The 16,195-nt window shown below is 70.9% G+C and carries 12 protein-coding genes; 3 read left to right on the top strand and 9 right to left on the bottom strand.

Annotated features, from left to right (window positions below):
* Positions 1 to 195: 195 nt before the first annotated feature.
* The 7 genes from AB0H83_RS27945 to AB0H83_RS27915 all read right to left on the bottom strand — a co-directional run bounded on the left by AB0H83_RS27945 (position 196) and on the right by AB0H83_RS27915 (position 8,905).
* Positions 196 to 1,215: a HAMP domain-containing sensor histidine kinase gene (locus AB0H83_RS27945; RefSeq protein ID WP_360099511.1), complete on the bottom strand. Its 1,020-nt coding sequence runs from the start codon at positions 1,213 to 1,215 to the stop codon at positions 196 to 198.
* Positions 1,212 to 1,916, bottom strand: coding sequence for a response regulator transcription factor (locus AB0H83_RS27940; protein WP_360099509.1), 705 nt, complete (start codon positions 1,914 to 1,916; stop codon positions 1,212 to 1,214). The genes AB0H83_RS27945 and AB0H83_RS27940 overlap by 4 nt, the downstream gene beginning before the upstream one ends.
* A gap of 63 nt (positions 1,917 to 1,979) precedes the next feature.
* Positions 1,980 to 2,792, bottom strand: a complete 813-nt coding sequence (locus AB0H83_RS27935) for a LytTR family DNA-binding domain-containing protein (RefSeq protein WP_360099689.1) — start codon at positions 2,790 to 2,792, stop codon at positions 1,980 to 1,982.
* Between the two features lie 43 nt (positions 2,793 to 2,835).
* Positions 2,836 to 4,047 carry a histidine kinase gene (locus AB0H83_RS27930; protein ID WP_360099507.1) on the bottom strand — a complete coding sequence of 404 codons (1,212 nt, stop codon included), beginning with the start codon at positions 4,045 to 4,047 and terminating at the stop codon, positions 2,836 to 2,838.
* 852 nt (positions 4,048 to 4,899) lie between these two features.
* A complete protein-coding gene (locus AB0H83_RS27925; protein WP_360099505.1) occupies positions 4,900 to 6,411 on the bottom strand; it encodes a sugar transferase in 1,512 nt (503 codons plus the stop codon).
* Positions 6,412 to 6,609: 198 nt separating this feature from the next.
* Positions 6,610 to 8,040 (bottom strand): DUF2142 domain-containing protein, encoded by a 1,431-nt coding sequence (locus tag AB0H83_RS27920; protein ID WP_360099503.1) that lies wholly within the window; start codon positions 8,038 to 8,040, stop codon positions 6,610 to 6,612.
* 4 nt (positions 8,041 to 8,044) lie between these two features.
* On the bottom strand, positions 8,045 to 8,905 hold the full coding sequence (locus AB0H83_RS27915; protein ID WP_360099501.1) for a DNA-formamidopyrimidine glycosylase family protein: 861 nt from the start codon (positions 8,903 to 8,905) through the stop codon (positions 8,045 to 8,047).
* A 44-nt stretch (positions 8,906 to 8,949) separates the two neighbouring features.
* Between AB0H83_RS27915 and AB0H83_RS27910 the strand changes: the two genes are divergently transcribed.
* Positions 8,950 to 10,101, top strand: coding sequence for a glycosyltransferase family 4 protein (locus tag AB0H83_RS27910; protein WP_360099499.1), 1,152 nt, complete (start codon positions 8,950 to 8,952; stop codon positions 10,099 to 10,101).
* The gene (locus AB0H83_RS27905) at positions 10,098 to 11,438 is read left to right on the top strand and encodes a hypothetical protein (protein WP_360099497.1); all 1,341 of its coding nucleotides are present in this window, start codon (positions 10,098 to 10,100) and stop codon (positions 11,436 to 11,438) included. The genes AB0H83_RS27910 and AB0H83_RS27905 overlap by 4 nt, the downstream gene beginning before the upstream one ends.
* A gap of 99 nt (positions 11,439 to 11,537) precedes the next feature.
* Here the strand turns inward: AB0H83_RS27905 and AB0H83_RS27900 are convergent, their stop codons facing one another.
* Positions 11,538 to 12,848 (bottom strand): hypothetical protein, encoded by a 1,311-nt coding sequence (locus AB0H83_RS27900; protein ID WP_360099495.1) that lies wholly within the window; start codon positions 12,846 to 12,848, stop codon positions 11,538 to 11,540.
* A gap of 116 nt (positions 12,849 to 12,964) precedes the next feature.
* The gene (locus AB0H83_RS27895; protein ID WP_360099493.1) at positions 12,965 to 14,401 is read right to left on the bottom strand and encodes a GuaB1 family IMP dehydrogenase-related protein; all 1,437 of its coding nucleotides are present in this window, start codon (positions 14,399 to 14,401) and stop codon (positions 12,965 to 12,967) included.
* 164 nt (positions 14,402 to 14,565) lie between these two features.
* Between AB0H83_RS27895 and AB0H83_RS27890 the strand changes: the two genes are divergently transcribed.
* Complete coding sequence (locus AB0H83_RS27890) at positions 14,566 to 14,958, top strand: CBS domain-containing protein (RefSeq protein WP_360099491.1); 393 nt, start codon at positions 14,566 to 14,568, stop codon at positions 14,956 to 14,958.
* Positions 14,959 to 16,195: the final 1,237 nt, after the last annotated feature.

Raw genomic sequence — 16,195 nt, 5'->3', positions numbered from 1 at the left:
GCCGGCTCTTTGTCTCGCGCGGGCCCTTCTCGCTGCGTGGGCTCTTTGTGCTGCGTGGGCTCTTTGTGGGTGGACTCGGCCGGTTGCTGCGGGCCGTCCGGCGGTTCGAAGGTCGGTGCCGTCATCTCGGACTCCGGGAGGTATGGGGAACCGCGCGTCCGGCGGTACACCGGACACGTAATGAAGACGCGTGGATCAGACGGGCAGGGTGACGCGGATGCGGCAGCCCGCCATGCCGTCCGGCTGCTCGATGACCGCGATCGTGCCGCTGTGCAGCTGGATGAACCACTGCGCGATCGCCAGGCCGAGGCCGGTGCCGCCGCCCGAGGCGCGGGCGCCGCGGGTGAACCGCTCGAACACCCGCTCGCGCTCCGCGTGCGGGATGCCGGGGCCCTCGTCGGCGACCTCGATCATCACCTGGTCGCCGTCGCGGCGGCCGATGATCGTGACGGTGCCGCCGTCGGGGCTGTGCCGGGTGGCGTTGTCGACGAGGTTGGTCAGGACGTGGTGCAGCCGCGCCCGGTCGGCGCTGACCAGGGCGTTCTCCGGGAAGGCGCAGGACAGGTACTCGACCTTGTAGCCGGCCGCGGACGCCTTGACCTCGGCCTCCGCGACGACCTCGATGAGCAGGTCCTCGATGCGGAAGTCCTCCCGGTCCAGGGGGATCACGCCGGCGTCGAGACGGGACAGGTCGAGCAGTTCGGTGACGAGCCGGCCGAGGCGTTCGGTCTGGGCGAGCGCGGTACGCAGCGTCGCCGGGTCCGGCTGGACGACGCCGTCGACGACGTTCTCCAGGACCGCCTGCACGGCGGAGATCGGGGTCCGCAGCTCGTGGGAGACGTTGGCGATCAGTTCCCGGCGCTGCTGGTCGGCGGCGGCGAGCTCGGCGGCCATCTGGTTGAACGCGACGGCGAGCTGCCCGACCTCGTCCTTCGAGGTGGCCCGGACCCGCACGGAGTAGTCGCCGCGGGACATCGCCTGCGCGGCGGCGGTCATGTCCCGCAGCGGCGACGTCACGCCACGGGCGAGGACCTGGGAGGTGAGCAGGCCGACGGTGAGCGCGATCTCCGTCGTCGTCGGCGGGATCCAGCCGATGCCGATCCAGAAGACGCCGAGACCGGCGCCGGCGGACGCGACCAGCAGCACGGCGAGCTTGAGTTTGATCGAGCGCAGCGGGTCGAGCGGGCGGGGCAGCAGGTCCAGGAAGTTCTTCATGTGGTCTCCAGGGCATACCCGACGCCGTGGACGGTCCTGATCAGGTCCGACCCGAGCTTGCGGCGCAGCGCCTTGATGTGGCTGTCGACGGTACGGGTCCCCGACGCGTCGGCCCAGCCCCACACCTCGGCGAGGAGGCGCTCCCGGGGCAGGACCGTGCGCGGGCGGGTGGCGAGGTTGACCAGCAGGTCGAACTCGGTCGGGGTCAGGTGCGCCTCGACGCCGCCGCGGCTGACCCGCCGCTGCGCCCGGTTGATCTCCAGGTCGCCGAGGACGATCGGGGCCGCGTCCGGGTCCGGCTGGGTCTGCGCGAGCCGCTCCAGGCGGCGCAGCAGCACGTGGACGCGGGCGGCGAGCTCCCGCATGGAGAACGGCTTGGTGATGTAGTCGTCGGCGCCGACGGCCAGGCCGACGAGCATGTCGGTCTCGTCGTCACGGGCGGTGAGCATGAGGACGGCGACGGGACGCTCCGCCTGGATGCGGCGGCACACCTCGAGCCCGTCGAAACCGGGCAGCATCACGTCGAGCACGACGAGGTCCGGACGCAGCAGCCGGGCGGCGGCGACGGCCGACGGGCCGTCATGTGCCTGGTCGACGGCGAACCCCTCGGCACGCAGCCGGGCCGCGATCGACTCGGCGATCATCCGTTCGTCGTCGACGACGAGGACCCGCCGTCGCTCCCCCGTACCCGGAAGACTCATGACAGCAGCGTATTGGGTAGATGCGAGGGGCAACCGTGCGTGATGTGTGGAAGTCGTGAAGACCTATGACCACGACTTGGCGGCGCGCACGAGCCGGTCCTTGAGCTCCCGGGTGTGCCGGCGGCTCACCGGCAGCTCGTGCTCGTCGATCACCACCACATAACCGGTGTTGGTCATCCGCAGCTCGGTGATGAGCTTCAGCTGGACGAGGAACGAGCGGTGGACCCGGACGAACCCAGCGTCGGCCCAGCGTTCGGCGAGCGTCGCCAAAGACACCCTGACCAGGTGGGAGGCGTCGGCGGTGTGCAGCCTGGCGTAGTCGCCCTGCGCCTCGACCCAGCGCACCGAGGAGCGGGGCAGCATCCGGGTGGTGCCGGCGAGCTCGACGGGGATCGTCGGGTCGTCCTGCCGGTCGCGCCGCCCGGCGACCGCGGGGTGCGCCGGCACGAGCCGGGTGGCGAGGACCCGCCGCAGCGACTCGGCGATCCGGTCGGCACGGACGGGTTTGCGCACGTAGTCGGCGACCCCGAGGTCGAACGCCTCGGCGGCGCGGTCGTCGTACGCGGTCACGAACACCACCGCGGGCGGCTTCGCGAACCGGCCCAGCACCCTGGCCAGCTCCATGCCGTCGAGCCCGGGCATGCGGATGTCGAGGAACACGGCGTCGACGTCGACGTCCCGCAGGACCCGCAGCGCCTCGGTCGCGTCGCCGGCGGTGTGCAACCGGCCGACGCGGGGGTCGGCGCGCAGCAGGTACGCGAGCTCGTCCAGCGCGGGCACCTCGTCGTCGACGGCGAGGACGCGCAGGAACCCGGTCTGCGGCGCGTGCTCCTGCACGATCTGCCCGGTGACGCTCTTGCCGGCGCTCGACTGCATCATTGGCCGCCCTTGGTTCATGGATGTTTGTGTTCTTCTGTATTTATTGGGTGCTTCGTACCTCTGGGTGGAACTTCGGGACCCGCATGCTGACTTTCGTGCCGGCGCCCGGCGCGGTCTCGACCACGACCCCGAACCCGTCGCCAAAGGCCGACCGTAGCCGCTCGTCGACGTTGCGCAACCCCACGTGCTGCCCGCCGTCGCCGCCGACCTGCTGCCCCGCGTCGGTCGTGTCGTCGGCGCTGAGCAGCACCGCAGGGTCCATCCCCACCCCGTCGTCCTCGACGGTGATCTGGCACTCGGCGCCGGCGTCCCTGGCCACGATGCTGATCGTGCCCATCCCGGGCTTTCGGGACAACCCGTGCCGGACTGCGTTCTCGACCAGCGGCTGCAGGCACAGGAACGGCAGCGTCACCGGCAGCACCTCCGGCGCGATCTGCAGCCGCACCTGCAGCCGCTCCCCGAACCGGGCCCGCTCGATGGTCAGGTACCGGTCGATGGACCGCAGCTCCTCGGCGAGCGTGGTGAACTCGCCGTGCGCGCGGAACGAGTACCGGGTGAACTCGGCGAACTCAAGGATCAGCTCCCGCGCCAGCTCGGGGTCGGTGCGCACGAAACTCGCGATCGCGGTCAGCGCGTTGTAGATGAAGTGCGGGCTGATCTGCGCCCGCAGCGCCCTGACCTCGGCCCGCGCCAGCCGCGCCCGCGACGTATCGAGCTCGGCGAGCGCCAGCTGCGTGCCGACCCACCGGGCCGTCTCCGCGGTGGCCTGCACCAGCCCCGGTGCCGGCGGCCCGTCGGACAGCGCGACCAGCGCCCCTTCCCGCTGCGCCAGCGGCACGACCACGGCCCCCCGGACCGGGCAGTCGACCATGTCGCAGGGCAGGTCGACACCCCCGAGCACGGTCGGCCGTCCCGCGGTGACCGCCTTCGCCCCCGCCACGGCGATCTGCTCCCGGTGATGGTCCCCGGCCCCGTCGAACGCGAGCACCCTGGTCGCATCGGTCACCGCGATCCCGGCCGCCCCGGTCAACGTCCGCAGATGCCGGACCGCCTTGCCCGCTGCCACGTCGGTCAGCCCGTTGCGCAGCGGCTCCGCCGCCAGGGCGGCGATGTGCAGCACGTCGTACGTCGCCCGCTGCGCAGCGGTAGCGATCGCCCGCCGCGACCGCAACCGCACGACGGCGTAGACGGCCGCGGCAAGCGCCGCCGCCAGCACAGCGACGGCAGCAGCCGCGGCGAGGTTTCCACCCACGCGCTCATCCTGAACCACCCCAGCGGCGCGGGACAGCCCTCAACACCCCGGCGCACGGCCCGACAGTTGTACGCACGCGGACAGCCCGGCGCAGGGCAGCCCGGCGCGCTCGGACAGCCCGACCTCATCACCGAGCGGAAGCCGCACTCAGACCGCGATCTCCCCGGCCACTCCCAACCCCGCCCATGATCCAAGGAACGCCCTGGTCACCCCGGCGACCATCCCGCGCCTTCGATCAAGGGCGCCGTGATCGACGGCGACCCGCGCCCGGACTCACCCGACCCAACCGGCGCCCAGACCACGCCCGGACCGCGATCTCCCCGGCCACCGCCGGCCCGGCCCATGATCCAAGGAACGTGCTGGTCACCCCGGCGACCATCCCGCGCCTTCGATCGAGGGCGCCATGATTGACGGCGACCCGCGGCCGGACCCACACGACCGAACCGGACCCGACCCACGCCCGACCCACGCCCGGACCACGCCCGACCCACGCCCGACCCACGCCCGGACCACGCCCGGACCGGGATCTCCGCGACCACCACCGGCCCGGCCCATGATCCAAGGAACGTGCTGGTCACCCCGGCGACCATCCCGCGCCTTCGATCAAGAACCCATGATCGACGGCGCCATGATTGACGGCGACCCGCGCCCGGACTCACACGACCGAACCGGACCCGACCCACGCCCGGACCGCGCTCAGAACGCGCCCAGATCACGCCCGGACCGCGCTCAGAACGCGCCCAGATCACGCCCGGACCGCGATCTCCGTGGCCGCCGCCGGCACGGCCCATGATCCAAGGAATCTGCCGGGTGGTCGATCCGCGCCGCTGGCCAAAGGCGGGGTGGTGGGCGTCAGTAGGCGCCCTTGCGGAAGACGACGACGCCGATGGTGCGCCAGAGGGTGTGCAGGTCGAGGACGAGGGACCAGTTGTCGACGTAGTACAGGTCGAGGCGGACCGCGTCGTCCCAGGAGAGGTCGCTGCGGCCGCTGACCTGCCACAGGCCGGTAATGCCGGGGCGCACCAGCAGGCGGCGGCGGACGTCGCCCAGGAAGTCGCCGTCGTCGGCGGGCAGCGGGCGGGGCCCGACCAGGGACATCTCGCCGGCGAGGACGTTGAGGATCTGCGGCAGCTCGTCGATGGAGGTGGCGCGCAGCCACTTGCCGACCTTGAACACGCGCGGGTCGTTCTTCATCTTGAAGAGCAGGCCGTCGCTCTCGTTCTGGTCGTCAAGCATGGCCTGGCGCTCTTCGGCGTCGACGTACATGGTCCGCAGTTTCCAGACCTTGAACATCTTGCCTTCGCGGCCGATGCGGGGCTGGCGGAAGAAGATCGGCCCCGGGTCGGAGAGCTTGATGGCGAGCGCGACGAACGGGAAGAACGGCAGGACGAGCAGGAGCGTGATGAGGGCGAGGGTCCGGTCGATGACGTTCTTGAAGAGCCAGCCGATGCCGGAGAGCTTGGGCTCTTCGACGTAGAGCAGCGGGATGCCTTCGATCGGGCGGATGTGCACGCGCGGGCCGGCGATGTCGGTGAGCTGGGGGGCGACGGCGAGGTCGATGCCGGTGCCTTCCAGTTGCCAGGCGAGGCGGCGCAGTTCGACGGGCTCGGCGCTGGCGGAGCCGCAGACGGCGATGGTGTCGGCGTTGAGCTCGCGGACGAGGGAGAGGATGTCGCGGCCGGCGTGGACGGGCACGGGGGTGACGGTGCTCGGCCGTGGCGCGTAGCCCTCGGTGAGGTGGATGCCGACGGGGACCAGGCCGGCGGCGGGGTCGCGGGCAATCGCCTGGTGGACCTCGAGCGCCTCCTGCAGGGTGCCGATGAGCAGCAGCCGGTGGGTCGCGAGGTGGAACTTGGTCCGCACGTAGTGCAGGGCGCGCCGGGCGAAGTAGCGCAGGATGAGCACGTAGAGCAGGCCGCCGACGAGCGCGGCGCCGACCGAGACCCGGGAGACCGCGGTCTTGGTCGCGAACGCGGCGAAGGCGACGATCGCGACGACGGTCCAGGAGGCGCGCACGACGCGCTTGAACTCGTCGGTGCCGGTGCCGAGGTAGCGGCGGTCGTAGGCGCCGTGGCCCCAGAGGACGAGCAGCCAGACGGCGGGCAGGAGACCGAACGTGATCGAGGTCCACAGGCTGGGATTGTGCCGGAAGATCTCGTTGGTCTTGTTGTCGAGGAAGGTCCTGGCGGTGACGCTGGCCATGACACAGGCGAGGGTGTCGAGCAGTAGGAGGATCGCCGCGTAGGGGCGGTGCCACCGGGAGACCCGGCGGGCGCGCTGCCAGCCGGAGCGGGGCACGCCGTTGGGGCCGACAGGGGTGAGCGCGTGCTCGGGAAGAATCTCGAAGCTGTCAAGCTCACCCAAGGTTGATCTCCGGCTCGGCGGGGTGGCCGGACGTTGGAGACTAGCGGTCACCTGAGTGTGTCCTCTCGCACCACGATCCGGGGATCAGGCGCTCAACTGCTCGACCGGGTGGGATGTGGTTGCCGGCTACGAGGACACCCGATCGCACGCGAGCAGTGTCCCATGTTGGCCGGGGCAACCGACGACGACCGGCCGAGACTAGTTGCTGAACGTGTTGGATGTCGAGTGCTGTGGCGTGGGCCGGACAGAACTCCGTGTGACAATCACCGCGAGTAGCGCACCACCCACTAAACACGCCAGAACGGGCAAGACGCTGCCGAGGGGTGGCTGCCATGTTCCCCCGAACGGGTTCAGCCCTTCGTTGATTCCGTGCTGGAAGCGGGTCATGACCCGGGCGAGGGCGTACAGGTCGAGCGGGACGGTGACGGCGACGAGGCCGATGGTGAGCCGGTCGAGCCAGCCACGGTCGGTCAGCCACGCTGCGTAACGGTCCGCTGTCCCGGCGAGGAGGACCACGCCGACGCCGAGCGGCATGACGTACCGGCCGTGGGCGAAGTGGCCGACCTTGGGCGCGAAGTACAGCTCCAGGGCGACGAGCAGGGCGGCGGATCCGATGCCGACGGCGAGGATGGCGATGCGCAGCCGGGTGGTGCCGAACCAGAGGGCGGGGGCGACGAGCGCGGCGACGAGCAGGTACCAGAGCCCGATGAGGCCGAGGGAGACGGTGGTCTCGCCGTAGCCGAACTGGCCGATGATCTGCCGGACCCAGAACTCGGCGCGGTTGTCGGCGATGTCGCGCAGGATGGCGCCGCTGGTCGTGGCGGCGATTGGCCGTCCGGGGTCGATGGCGTCGTTGCGGGACGCGGTGATGGCCCAGAAGACCGCGAAGGCGGCGCCGCCGGCGAACGGGAGCCAGAACGCCTTGGACCGTACCCAGGAGCCGGTGACGAACAGCGACACTGCCAGTACACCGGCGGCGAAGACCGGGCCGAGGTCTCTGACGGTGAGCAGGAGGGCCGCCGCGACACCGGCCGCGGGCCAGTGCTTGCGCAGCAGGGCGACGTAGAGCAGCACCGCGGCGCTGATCTCCATGCCGTTGGGGTTGAGCGCGCCGTCGAGGTTCATGACCATGGGGGTGGCGGCGAGGACGACGGCGGCCCGCAGCAGCCCGGGGCCGGCGAGGGCGAGCGCGGCGGCGAGCAGCGCCGCGGACAGTGCGGCGGACAGCAGCCGGGCCAGGATCAGGCCGGTGTTGTCGGGGGAGATCCGCAGCGGCAGTCCGACGAGGGCGTAGTAGACAGGGCTGTACCGGGCGGCGGCGCTGGGCACGAGCACCTCGGTGCGGTCGCCGGTGAAGGTGAGGCACGACGCCGGCTTGTAATCGGGTTTGTCGAGCCACGTGCAGTCGGCGTCGGCGGGCAGGAGGCTGCGGGGGCCGTCGAAGGCGTTGGTCTCGTTGCCGCTGGCGTCGATGGTGCGGGCGTGCGGCAGCCACTGGCCGGTCCATACGGCCCAGGCGCGCACGAGGTGCTGCTTCTCGTCGTAGGTGCCGTTGACCGGCAGGGCGAGCGCCCAGGCCGCGCCGAGCAGGAAGAAACCGGCGAATGCGATCAGGAAGGCTCGGCGCACCGGGTCAGCGTACGAGCTTGGACAGCCGCCGGTCGGCGAGGGGTTTGCCGCCGGTCTGGCAGGTGGGGCAGTACTGCAGGGACGTGTCGGCGAAGGAGACCTCGCGGACGGTGTCGCCGCAGACGGGGCAGGGCAGGCCGGTGCGGGCGTGCACGGCGAGCCCGGAGCGTTTCTCGGACTTGAGGGTGGCCGCTTTCTGTCCGACGGAGCGGGCGACGGCGCCGGTGAGCACGGCGCGGGTGGCAGTGTGCAGCTCGGCCATCTTGTCGTCGGTGATGCGGTTGGTGAGCGCGAACGGGGACATCTTGGCGGCGTGCAGGATCTCGTCGGAGTAGGCGTTGCCGACGCCGGCGATCACGGTCTGGTCGGTGAGGACGCCTTTGATCTGGCCTTTGCGGCTGCGGATCGCGGCGGCGAACTCGTCGGTGGTGACGGCGAGGACGTCGGGGCCGAGCCGGGCGATGCCGGGGACGAGCCGCGGGTCGGTGACGAAGTAGGCGGCGAGGCTTTTCTTCGTGCCGGCCTCGGTGAGATCGAAGCCGGACTCGTCGTCGAGCCGGACGCGCACGGCGATGGGGCCGGACCCGGGTTTGAGCGGGGTCTTGGCGTTGAACGTCTCGCGGTAGTGCAGCCAGCCGGCGCGGGCGAGGTGGGTGACGAGGTGCAGGTCGTCGCCGACGTGGATGTCGAGGAACTTGCCGTGCCGGGAGGCGCCGGTCAGCGGCAGGCCGGCCGCGGCGGTGACCGGCGGGTCGAAGGTCTTCAACGCGCTGAGGGAGGAGACCTCGATGCGTTCGACGGTGTGGCCTACGGCGCGGTCGCGGAGGAACGCGGCGAGCGCTTCAACCTCGGGCAGCTCTGGCACCCGTACAGTCTGCCTCACGACACGGGCCGTAGTCTTTTTCCGTCATGAAGGTCGTTGTCGCGCACAATCGCTACGCGTCCGGCGCGCCGTCCGGTGAGAACGTCATCGTCGACGCCGAGATCGCGCAACTGTCCATGGCCGGGGTGTCGGTGCTGCCGTTCCTGCGCAGCTCCGATGAGATCGGCACGTTCTCCACGGCGCGGAAGGTGCTGCTGCCGCTGTCGCCGATCCGCAACGGCGAGTCGCAGCGCGCCCTGGAAAAGCTGATAAAAGCGGAAAAGCCGGACGTGCTGCATCTGCACAACGCGTACCCGCTGCTGTCGCCGTGGGTGGTGCGCACCGCACACTCGCTCGGCGTCCCGGTGGTGCACACGGTGCACAACTACCGGCAGGTGTGCGCGCCGGGGCTGTACTTCCGCGACGGGCACATCTGCACGGAGTGCCGCGGCAGGGCGTTCGCGCTGCCGGCGGTCCGGCACGCCTGCTACCGGGACTCGAAGGCCCAGTCGGCGGTGATGGCCACGACCCTCGCGGTGCACCGCGGCACGTGGCGCAGCGTCGACCGGTTCGTGGCGCTCAGCGACCGGATCGCCGCGCACCTGCGCGACTTCGGCATCCCGGACGAGCGGATCACCGTCAAGCCCAACGGCATCCCGGACACGGGCGTCGCCCCCGGGGCCGGCGAGGGCTTCGTCTACGTGGCGCGGCTCAGCCCGGAGAAGGGCTTGGAGCTGGTGCTGGACGCGTGGCGGCGGCACCCGGAGGGGGCGCTCGGCCCGCTGCGGATCGTCGGCGACGGCCCGCTGCGCCCGCTGGCGGAGGCGGCCGCTCGCGACAGGTCGGATATTTCGTATCTGGGTGTTGTCCCGCATGCTGAGGTGCGGGCGCAGATCGGCGCAGCGGCCTGCATGATCGTCGCTTCGACCTGGCACGATGTGCTGCCGACCGTGGTGCTGGAGGCCCTGTGCGCCGGACGGCCGGCGCTGGTCACCGACCGGGGCGGGCTGCCGTTCCTCACCGGTGACGCGGGCTGGGTCGTCGAACCCACCCCGGAGGCGCTCGCGGACGGCCTGGCGAAGGCGCACGCCGGTGCCGGCGCGCTCACGTCGGCCGCGCGCCGCCGGTACGAGGAGCACTTTTCCCCCGACGTACTCATCCAGCGGCTGATCGACGTCTACCGCAGCGTCCTGCGGTGATCACGCGGGCCGGCTGGGCCGTCGCCGGGATCGTGGCCGTGGGGCTGCTCGCCGGCGCGGTCGAGCTGGTCGTCGACGACAGCTACCGGGCCGCGGCCCTGGCGCTGCTCGCCGGCCTGGTCGCGGGGGCGGTCGGGGTCCTCACCGTGTCGCTGGTGCCGGCCTGCGACGTCCGTGGCCTGGTGCTCGGCGGGGTGTTCGCGGTACAGGGGGTGCTGAGCTGGACGTACACGAACACCGGCGTCGTGGTGTGGACGTTGCTGCTGCTGTCGGGGCTGCTGCTGCTGTTCTGGTGCCGGCCTTTCGAGGCGGCCGCGCTGCGCTCGGGCGCCGCCTGGCTCGGCGTGTCCTACCTGGTCATCGACGCGCTCGGCGCGGTGCTGGTGATGAAGCCGGAGATCGCTCTGCAGCGGATGCTGTACGCCGGATATTTCGGGCTCGTCGTGCTTGCGGTGTTCGCGGTGAAGGGGGACTTCGCGCGGTTCACCCGGGGCATCGCGGTCGCGTTCCTCGGCACGGTCGCGGCGCTGCTGCTGGCCGGCTCCGGCAACCTGTTCACGGCGCCGCACGTCGTGCCGGACACGCCGTGGGGGCGCGGCTTCGAGTACCGGTTCTGGGGCGCGTCGTGGCTGCTGGATCACCCCAACGCGATGGCGTGCATCGCCGCGCTCGCCGCGATCCGCATCAGCGCCGACGCGACAGCGGCCGCCTGGCAGCGGGTGGGGTCGGTCGCGACGGCCGCCCTGATCCTGTGCACCAGCGACTCCCGCACCGGCTTCCTGCTGCTGCTGACAGCAACATTGGTGTTCATCTGGTACGACCACCGCCGGGCCCTCGTGCCCGCCGCCGCCCTCGCCGTGGTGCTCCTGGTCAACGGCCCGTCGTTCCTGGTCAAGGAGCGCTACGGCGACGACGCCGGGGTGAGCAGCGGCCGGGTCGAGACGTGGCGGCAGGTCGGCGCCGACTGGCGGCGCGACAGCCTCGCCGAGAAGCTGCTCGGCAACACCCGCGACGCGCGGGCGACCGTCTACCGGGCCAGCAGCGGCGCCGACATCAAGCTGACCGTCGACAACGCGCCGATCGCGGCGCTGCGCAAGGCCGGCGTGGCCGGCGTGGTCGCCTTCCTCACCGGCCTCGGCCTGCTGCTGTGGCACGTGTGGCGGCGCCGCCGGGACGCTCCCCCGTGGCTGGTGGTGTTCCTGCCCGGCGCGCTCGTCACGATGATCACCAACGAGTGGCTGATCGGTGGCACGGGCGGCACCCTGTGGCTGCTGCTGCTCGCCGGCGAGGCCGCCCTGCTCCTCAGCCCACCCAGGACCCCGGCGCAGGCCCGCTGACTGTCCCGCCGGCTGCGGCCGCCTGCGTGATGACGGTCCTGCCGGCGCGGCTGCGGCGGGCCGGCGGGTCCGGTCGCAACCGCTGGGCTGAAAGGTCGCTCAGGCGTTCTGGGTCGCGTCCAGCCGCGGTGCGGGTGCCGTGGCCGGCGGGCCGACGCTCTTCAGCGCGATGCCGTACAGCACGACCATGCAGACCAGGCCGGTGGCGGAGCCGGTGAGCAGCCCCCACGCGGCGCCCTGCAGGCCCTGGCTGGCGCCGACCGACAGGCCGGTCAGCGACACGGTGGCGAACACGACGTACTGCACGAACAGCATCCTGGCCCGGTGCATGCCCCGCATCGCGGCGGTGAACGGCACCTGGAGCAGGTACACGGCGCCCTGCAGCGCGATCGGCAGTGCGAGCGGAGCGGCCTCGGCGAACTTGTCGGTCGTGGTCAGTACCCACGACACCAGCGGCCACACGATGACCACCATCAGCGTGCCGAGGACGGCGAACGCGATCGCGAGCTGACGGGTCTGGCGGCGCAGGGCGGCGGCCGCGTCGGCCCCTTCGGCGCCGGGCTTCGCCGCGTCGGCGGCGGCCCGCGACGCCCGCGGCACGAGCAGCCCTTGGATCGCGGCGACGAGGTTCTGCACCGGTTGCAGCTGGACCGTCTGCACGAACCGCAGGTTACCGAGGTCGATCTTGGAGAGCTTGCCGGCGACCAGGAAGCTGATCGACAGCACCTGCACCTGGGCGACGATCGCGGTGGCGGTGAACCAGCCGGACAGGTGCCGGGTCTCGGCGAGCCACGCCTTCGGGTTGCCGCGCCACGGCACCCGGCGCTCGCGGAGCAGGTACACGGTGGCGCCGGCGGTCGCGCCGATGCCCCACGCGGCGAGGAGCCCGCCCGGGCTCTCGTTGCCGGTGAGGATCATGGCGATGATCACGACGCCCTGCGTGCCGGCCCACACGAGGTCGATGCCGAGCGCCTTGTCCGGGCGGCGGTCGGCGAGGTAGTCGCAGCGGGCCGTGTCGTGCAGCATCAGCGGCACCATGAACGGCACCAGCCAGATCAGCTCGTCGAGGTCGATGTTGCCGTTGTGCGGCCAGGCGAGCCACAGCACGATGAACACGACCATCGTGGTGACACCGGAGCAGAACGCGGTCGTCAGCCCGTTGCGGATCAGCCGGCCCCGGTGCTCGCCCTCGAACCGTGACGCCAGCGCCAGCAGGACGTCACCGACGAACGCCCGGTTGAGGTACATCGAGAAGTACCCGACACTCAGGGCGAGCGCCAGCGCACCGAACTTGTCCTTGGGCAGCAGGATGCCGCCAAGCAGCGTGTTCGCCGCGTTGGCGGTCGCGATGACGACCTGGTCGAGCAGGCCGGCACCGACGAAACGGGACGCGACGCGAAACGCCTGCATGCGGCGCCGGCGTGATGGCGGCTGGTCGGTCACCCTCGACGGCCGAGGTCGCGAACGAGCTTCACGACACGCACCATACGTGACCTGCGGGTGACGAGACTATCCCGGCGGCCTGTTCACCAACTGACATCCAGCGGTTTTCCTTCTGCGTACCCGGCGGCGCTCTGAATCCCCACGGTGGAACGCTCGGCGAACTCCTCGAGGTTGCTCGCGCCCGCGTACGTGCACGCGCTGCGGACCCCGGCGACGATCGCGTCGAGGATGTCCTCCACGCCCGGGCGGCGCGGATCCAGGTACATCCGCGACGATGAGATGCCTTCCTCGAACAACGCCTTGCGGGCGCGCTCGTACACGCTGTCGTCGGCGGTCCGCCGGCTCACCGCGCGGGCCGACGCCATGCCGAAGTTCTCCTTGTACAGCTGACCGCTCGGGTCGCGGCGCGGGTCGCCCGGCGACTCGTGGGTGCCGGCGAGCCAGGACCCGATCATCACGTTGGACGCGCCGGCGGCGAGCGCGAGCGCCACGTCCCGCGGGTGGCGCACGCCGCCGTCGGCCCACACGTGCCGGCCGTGGCGACGGGCCTCGGTCGCGCACTCCAGCACCGCGGAGAACTGGGGCCGCCCCACCCCGGTCATCATCCTGGTGGTGCACATGGCGCCCGGCCCGACGCCGACCTTCACGATGTCGGCGCCCGCCTCGATGAGGTCGGCGACGCCGTCGCGGGTCACCACGTTGCCGGCGACGACCGGTACGGTCGGCTTCAGCTTCCGCACCGCGCGCAGCGTCGAGATCATCCGCTCCTGGTGGCCGTGGGCCGTGTCGACGACGAGCACGTCGACGCCGCTGGCGAGCAGCTTGTCGGCCCGGCCGGCGGCGTCGCCGGTGATGCCGATCGCCGCGCCGATGCGCAGCTGCTGGTTGTCGTCGACGGCCGGCTGGTACAGGGTGGCGCGCAGCGCCGCGTTCCTCGTCAGGATGCCGACCAGCCGGCCGGCCGCGTCGATGACCGGAGCGAGCTTGTGGTGCCCGGCGGTCAGCTGCTCGAACGCCGCCTCGGGGCTGATGTCCTCCGGCAGCGTCTGCAGGTTGCGCGACATCACGCTGCCCAGCTGGCTGAACCGGTCGACGTCGGCGCAGTCGCTCTCCGTCACGACACCCACCGGTTTGCCGTCCTGCACGACAATCACCGCGCCGTGCGCCCGCTTCGGCAGCAGGTCCAGCGCGAGCGACACCGTCTCCGTCGGCCCGAGCGTGATCGGCGTGTCGTGCACCAGGTGCCGCTGCTTCACCCACGCGACCGCCTCGGCGACCACGTCGATCGGGATGTCCTGCGGGATGATCGCCAGCCCGCCCCGCCGCGCCACCGTCTCGGCCATCCGCCGCCCCGCAACCGCGGTCATGTTCGCCACCACGATCGGGATCGTCGTGCCGCTCCCGTCGCGCGTGTTGAGATCGACGGCCATGCGTGACTCGACGGCGCTGCGGCTCGGCACCATGAACACGTCGTCATAGGTCAGCTCGTGGCCGGGCTGCTGATCGTTGAGGAAGCGCACGTCTTCGAACTCTAACGCGCGTTCCGGCGCGGTAACGGCCCTTCTCGCGCGGCTTCTCGCTTCGGGTGTCGCTTCTGGTCCGCGCAAAAGGGTGAGCAACTCTTGAGAGTCGGCCACTGAGCAGGGAGGATTTCCGTAACGTGCCTTGCGAGGAGTGATGCCTGATGCAGGTCCACGAAGCGATGTCCACTGCCGTCGTCCAGCTCGGCCCAGACCATACCCTCCGCCAGGCCGCCCAACTGATGTCCCGCCACCGCGTCGGCTCGGCCATCGTCGTCGACCCAGACGGCGAGGGCGTCGGCATCATCACCGAACGCGACATCCTCAAGGCGCTCGGCGCCGACCTCGACCCCGACGTCGAACGCACCGCCGCCCACATCACCTGGGAAGTCGTCTACGCCAGCCCCACCTGGACCATCGAGGAAGCCGCCTCCGCCATGGTCCGCGGCGGCTTCCGCCACCTGGTAGTCCTCGACGGCGACGAGGTCCTAGGCGTGATCTCCGTCCGCGACGTCCTCCGCGTCTGGGTCCACCAGGGATCCCCAGTCGCCGCCTAACTGTCACCCCGGGCCGCGGTCCACCCGCGGCCCCTTCTACGCCGTTTCCGCATGTCTACCGGGCGCGAAGGATCCCGTGATCCCGTGATCCCGGCCCCGACACACGACTGGCACGGTCGCGACACGGCCTCCCGCCGACCCCCGATGATCAAAGGATGGTTCTGGTCACCAGGACGACCAGAACCATCCTTCGATCACGAGCCGCGACAGACCATGGCCGCCGCGAGCAACACACTCACTGCCACAGGCACCACGCCGATGATCGAAGCACCGGAATGGTCACCAGAACCATCCCTCGATCACAGGCGAACAGACGGCGAGCGCCGCGGGCAACGCACTAAAGGCCGCAGGTGACGCACACGCTATGGGCGACACCCACGCGGCGACGGCCGTCGAACGCGCCACCGCCGAGGTCGCAGCCGCCCCCGCTCGTGATCAAAGCAGCGGAATGGTCACCAGGATGACCAGAATCGTCCTTCGATCACCAGCGGAACGGACGACGGGCACCGCGGGCAACGTATTCATTGCCGCAGGCGACGCGCGCCGATGATCGAAGGACCGAAGTGGTCACCCAGACGACCAGAACCGTCCTTTGATCACCAGCGGAACGGACGACGGGCACCACGGGCAACGCACTCATGATCGAAGGATCGGAGTGGTCACCAGGATGACCAGAATCGTCCTTCGATCACCAGCGGAACAGACAACGGGTACGGCGGGCAACGCGCTGAAAGCCGCGGGCGACACACAGCATGGGCAACATCCACGCGGCAACGGCCGTCGAACGCGCCACCACCGAGGTCGAAGCACCCCCGCTCGTGATCAAAGCAGCGGAATGGCCACCAGGATGACCAGAATCGTCCTTCGATCACCAGCGGAACAGACAACGGGCACCACGGGCAACGCATTCATTGCCGCAGGCGACGCGCGCCGATGATCGAAGGACCGAAGTGGTCACCCAGACGACCAGAATCGTCCTTGGATCACGAATGGTGGCGGGAGATCGTGGTCCGAACGCTGGTACTCACCGGTCTAGCAATCGATGGTTTTCGCGTTGGTTGGGCTCGGAGTGGAACCGGAGTGGAGCCACCGAATGACGACCTCGACGGCGACTGACCAGGCGAGGACCGCGCCCGGGGACCATCACCCCGGGCACGGCACCCTGTCGCGCGGCCTCCGCGCGGCCGAATGACCACCCCCGCAGAAGGAGGAGCTCAGATGAGTCGGACCATCGTTG

Source organism: Dactylosporangium sp. NPDC050688, assembly GCF_040654515.1.
GTDB lineage: Bacteria > Actinomycetota > Actinomycetes > Mycobacteriales > Micromonosporaceae > Dactylosporangium.
This window is presented reverse-complemented; position numbering and strand designations above follow the sequence as displayed.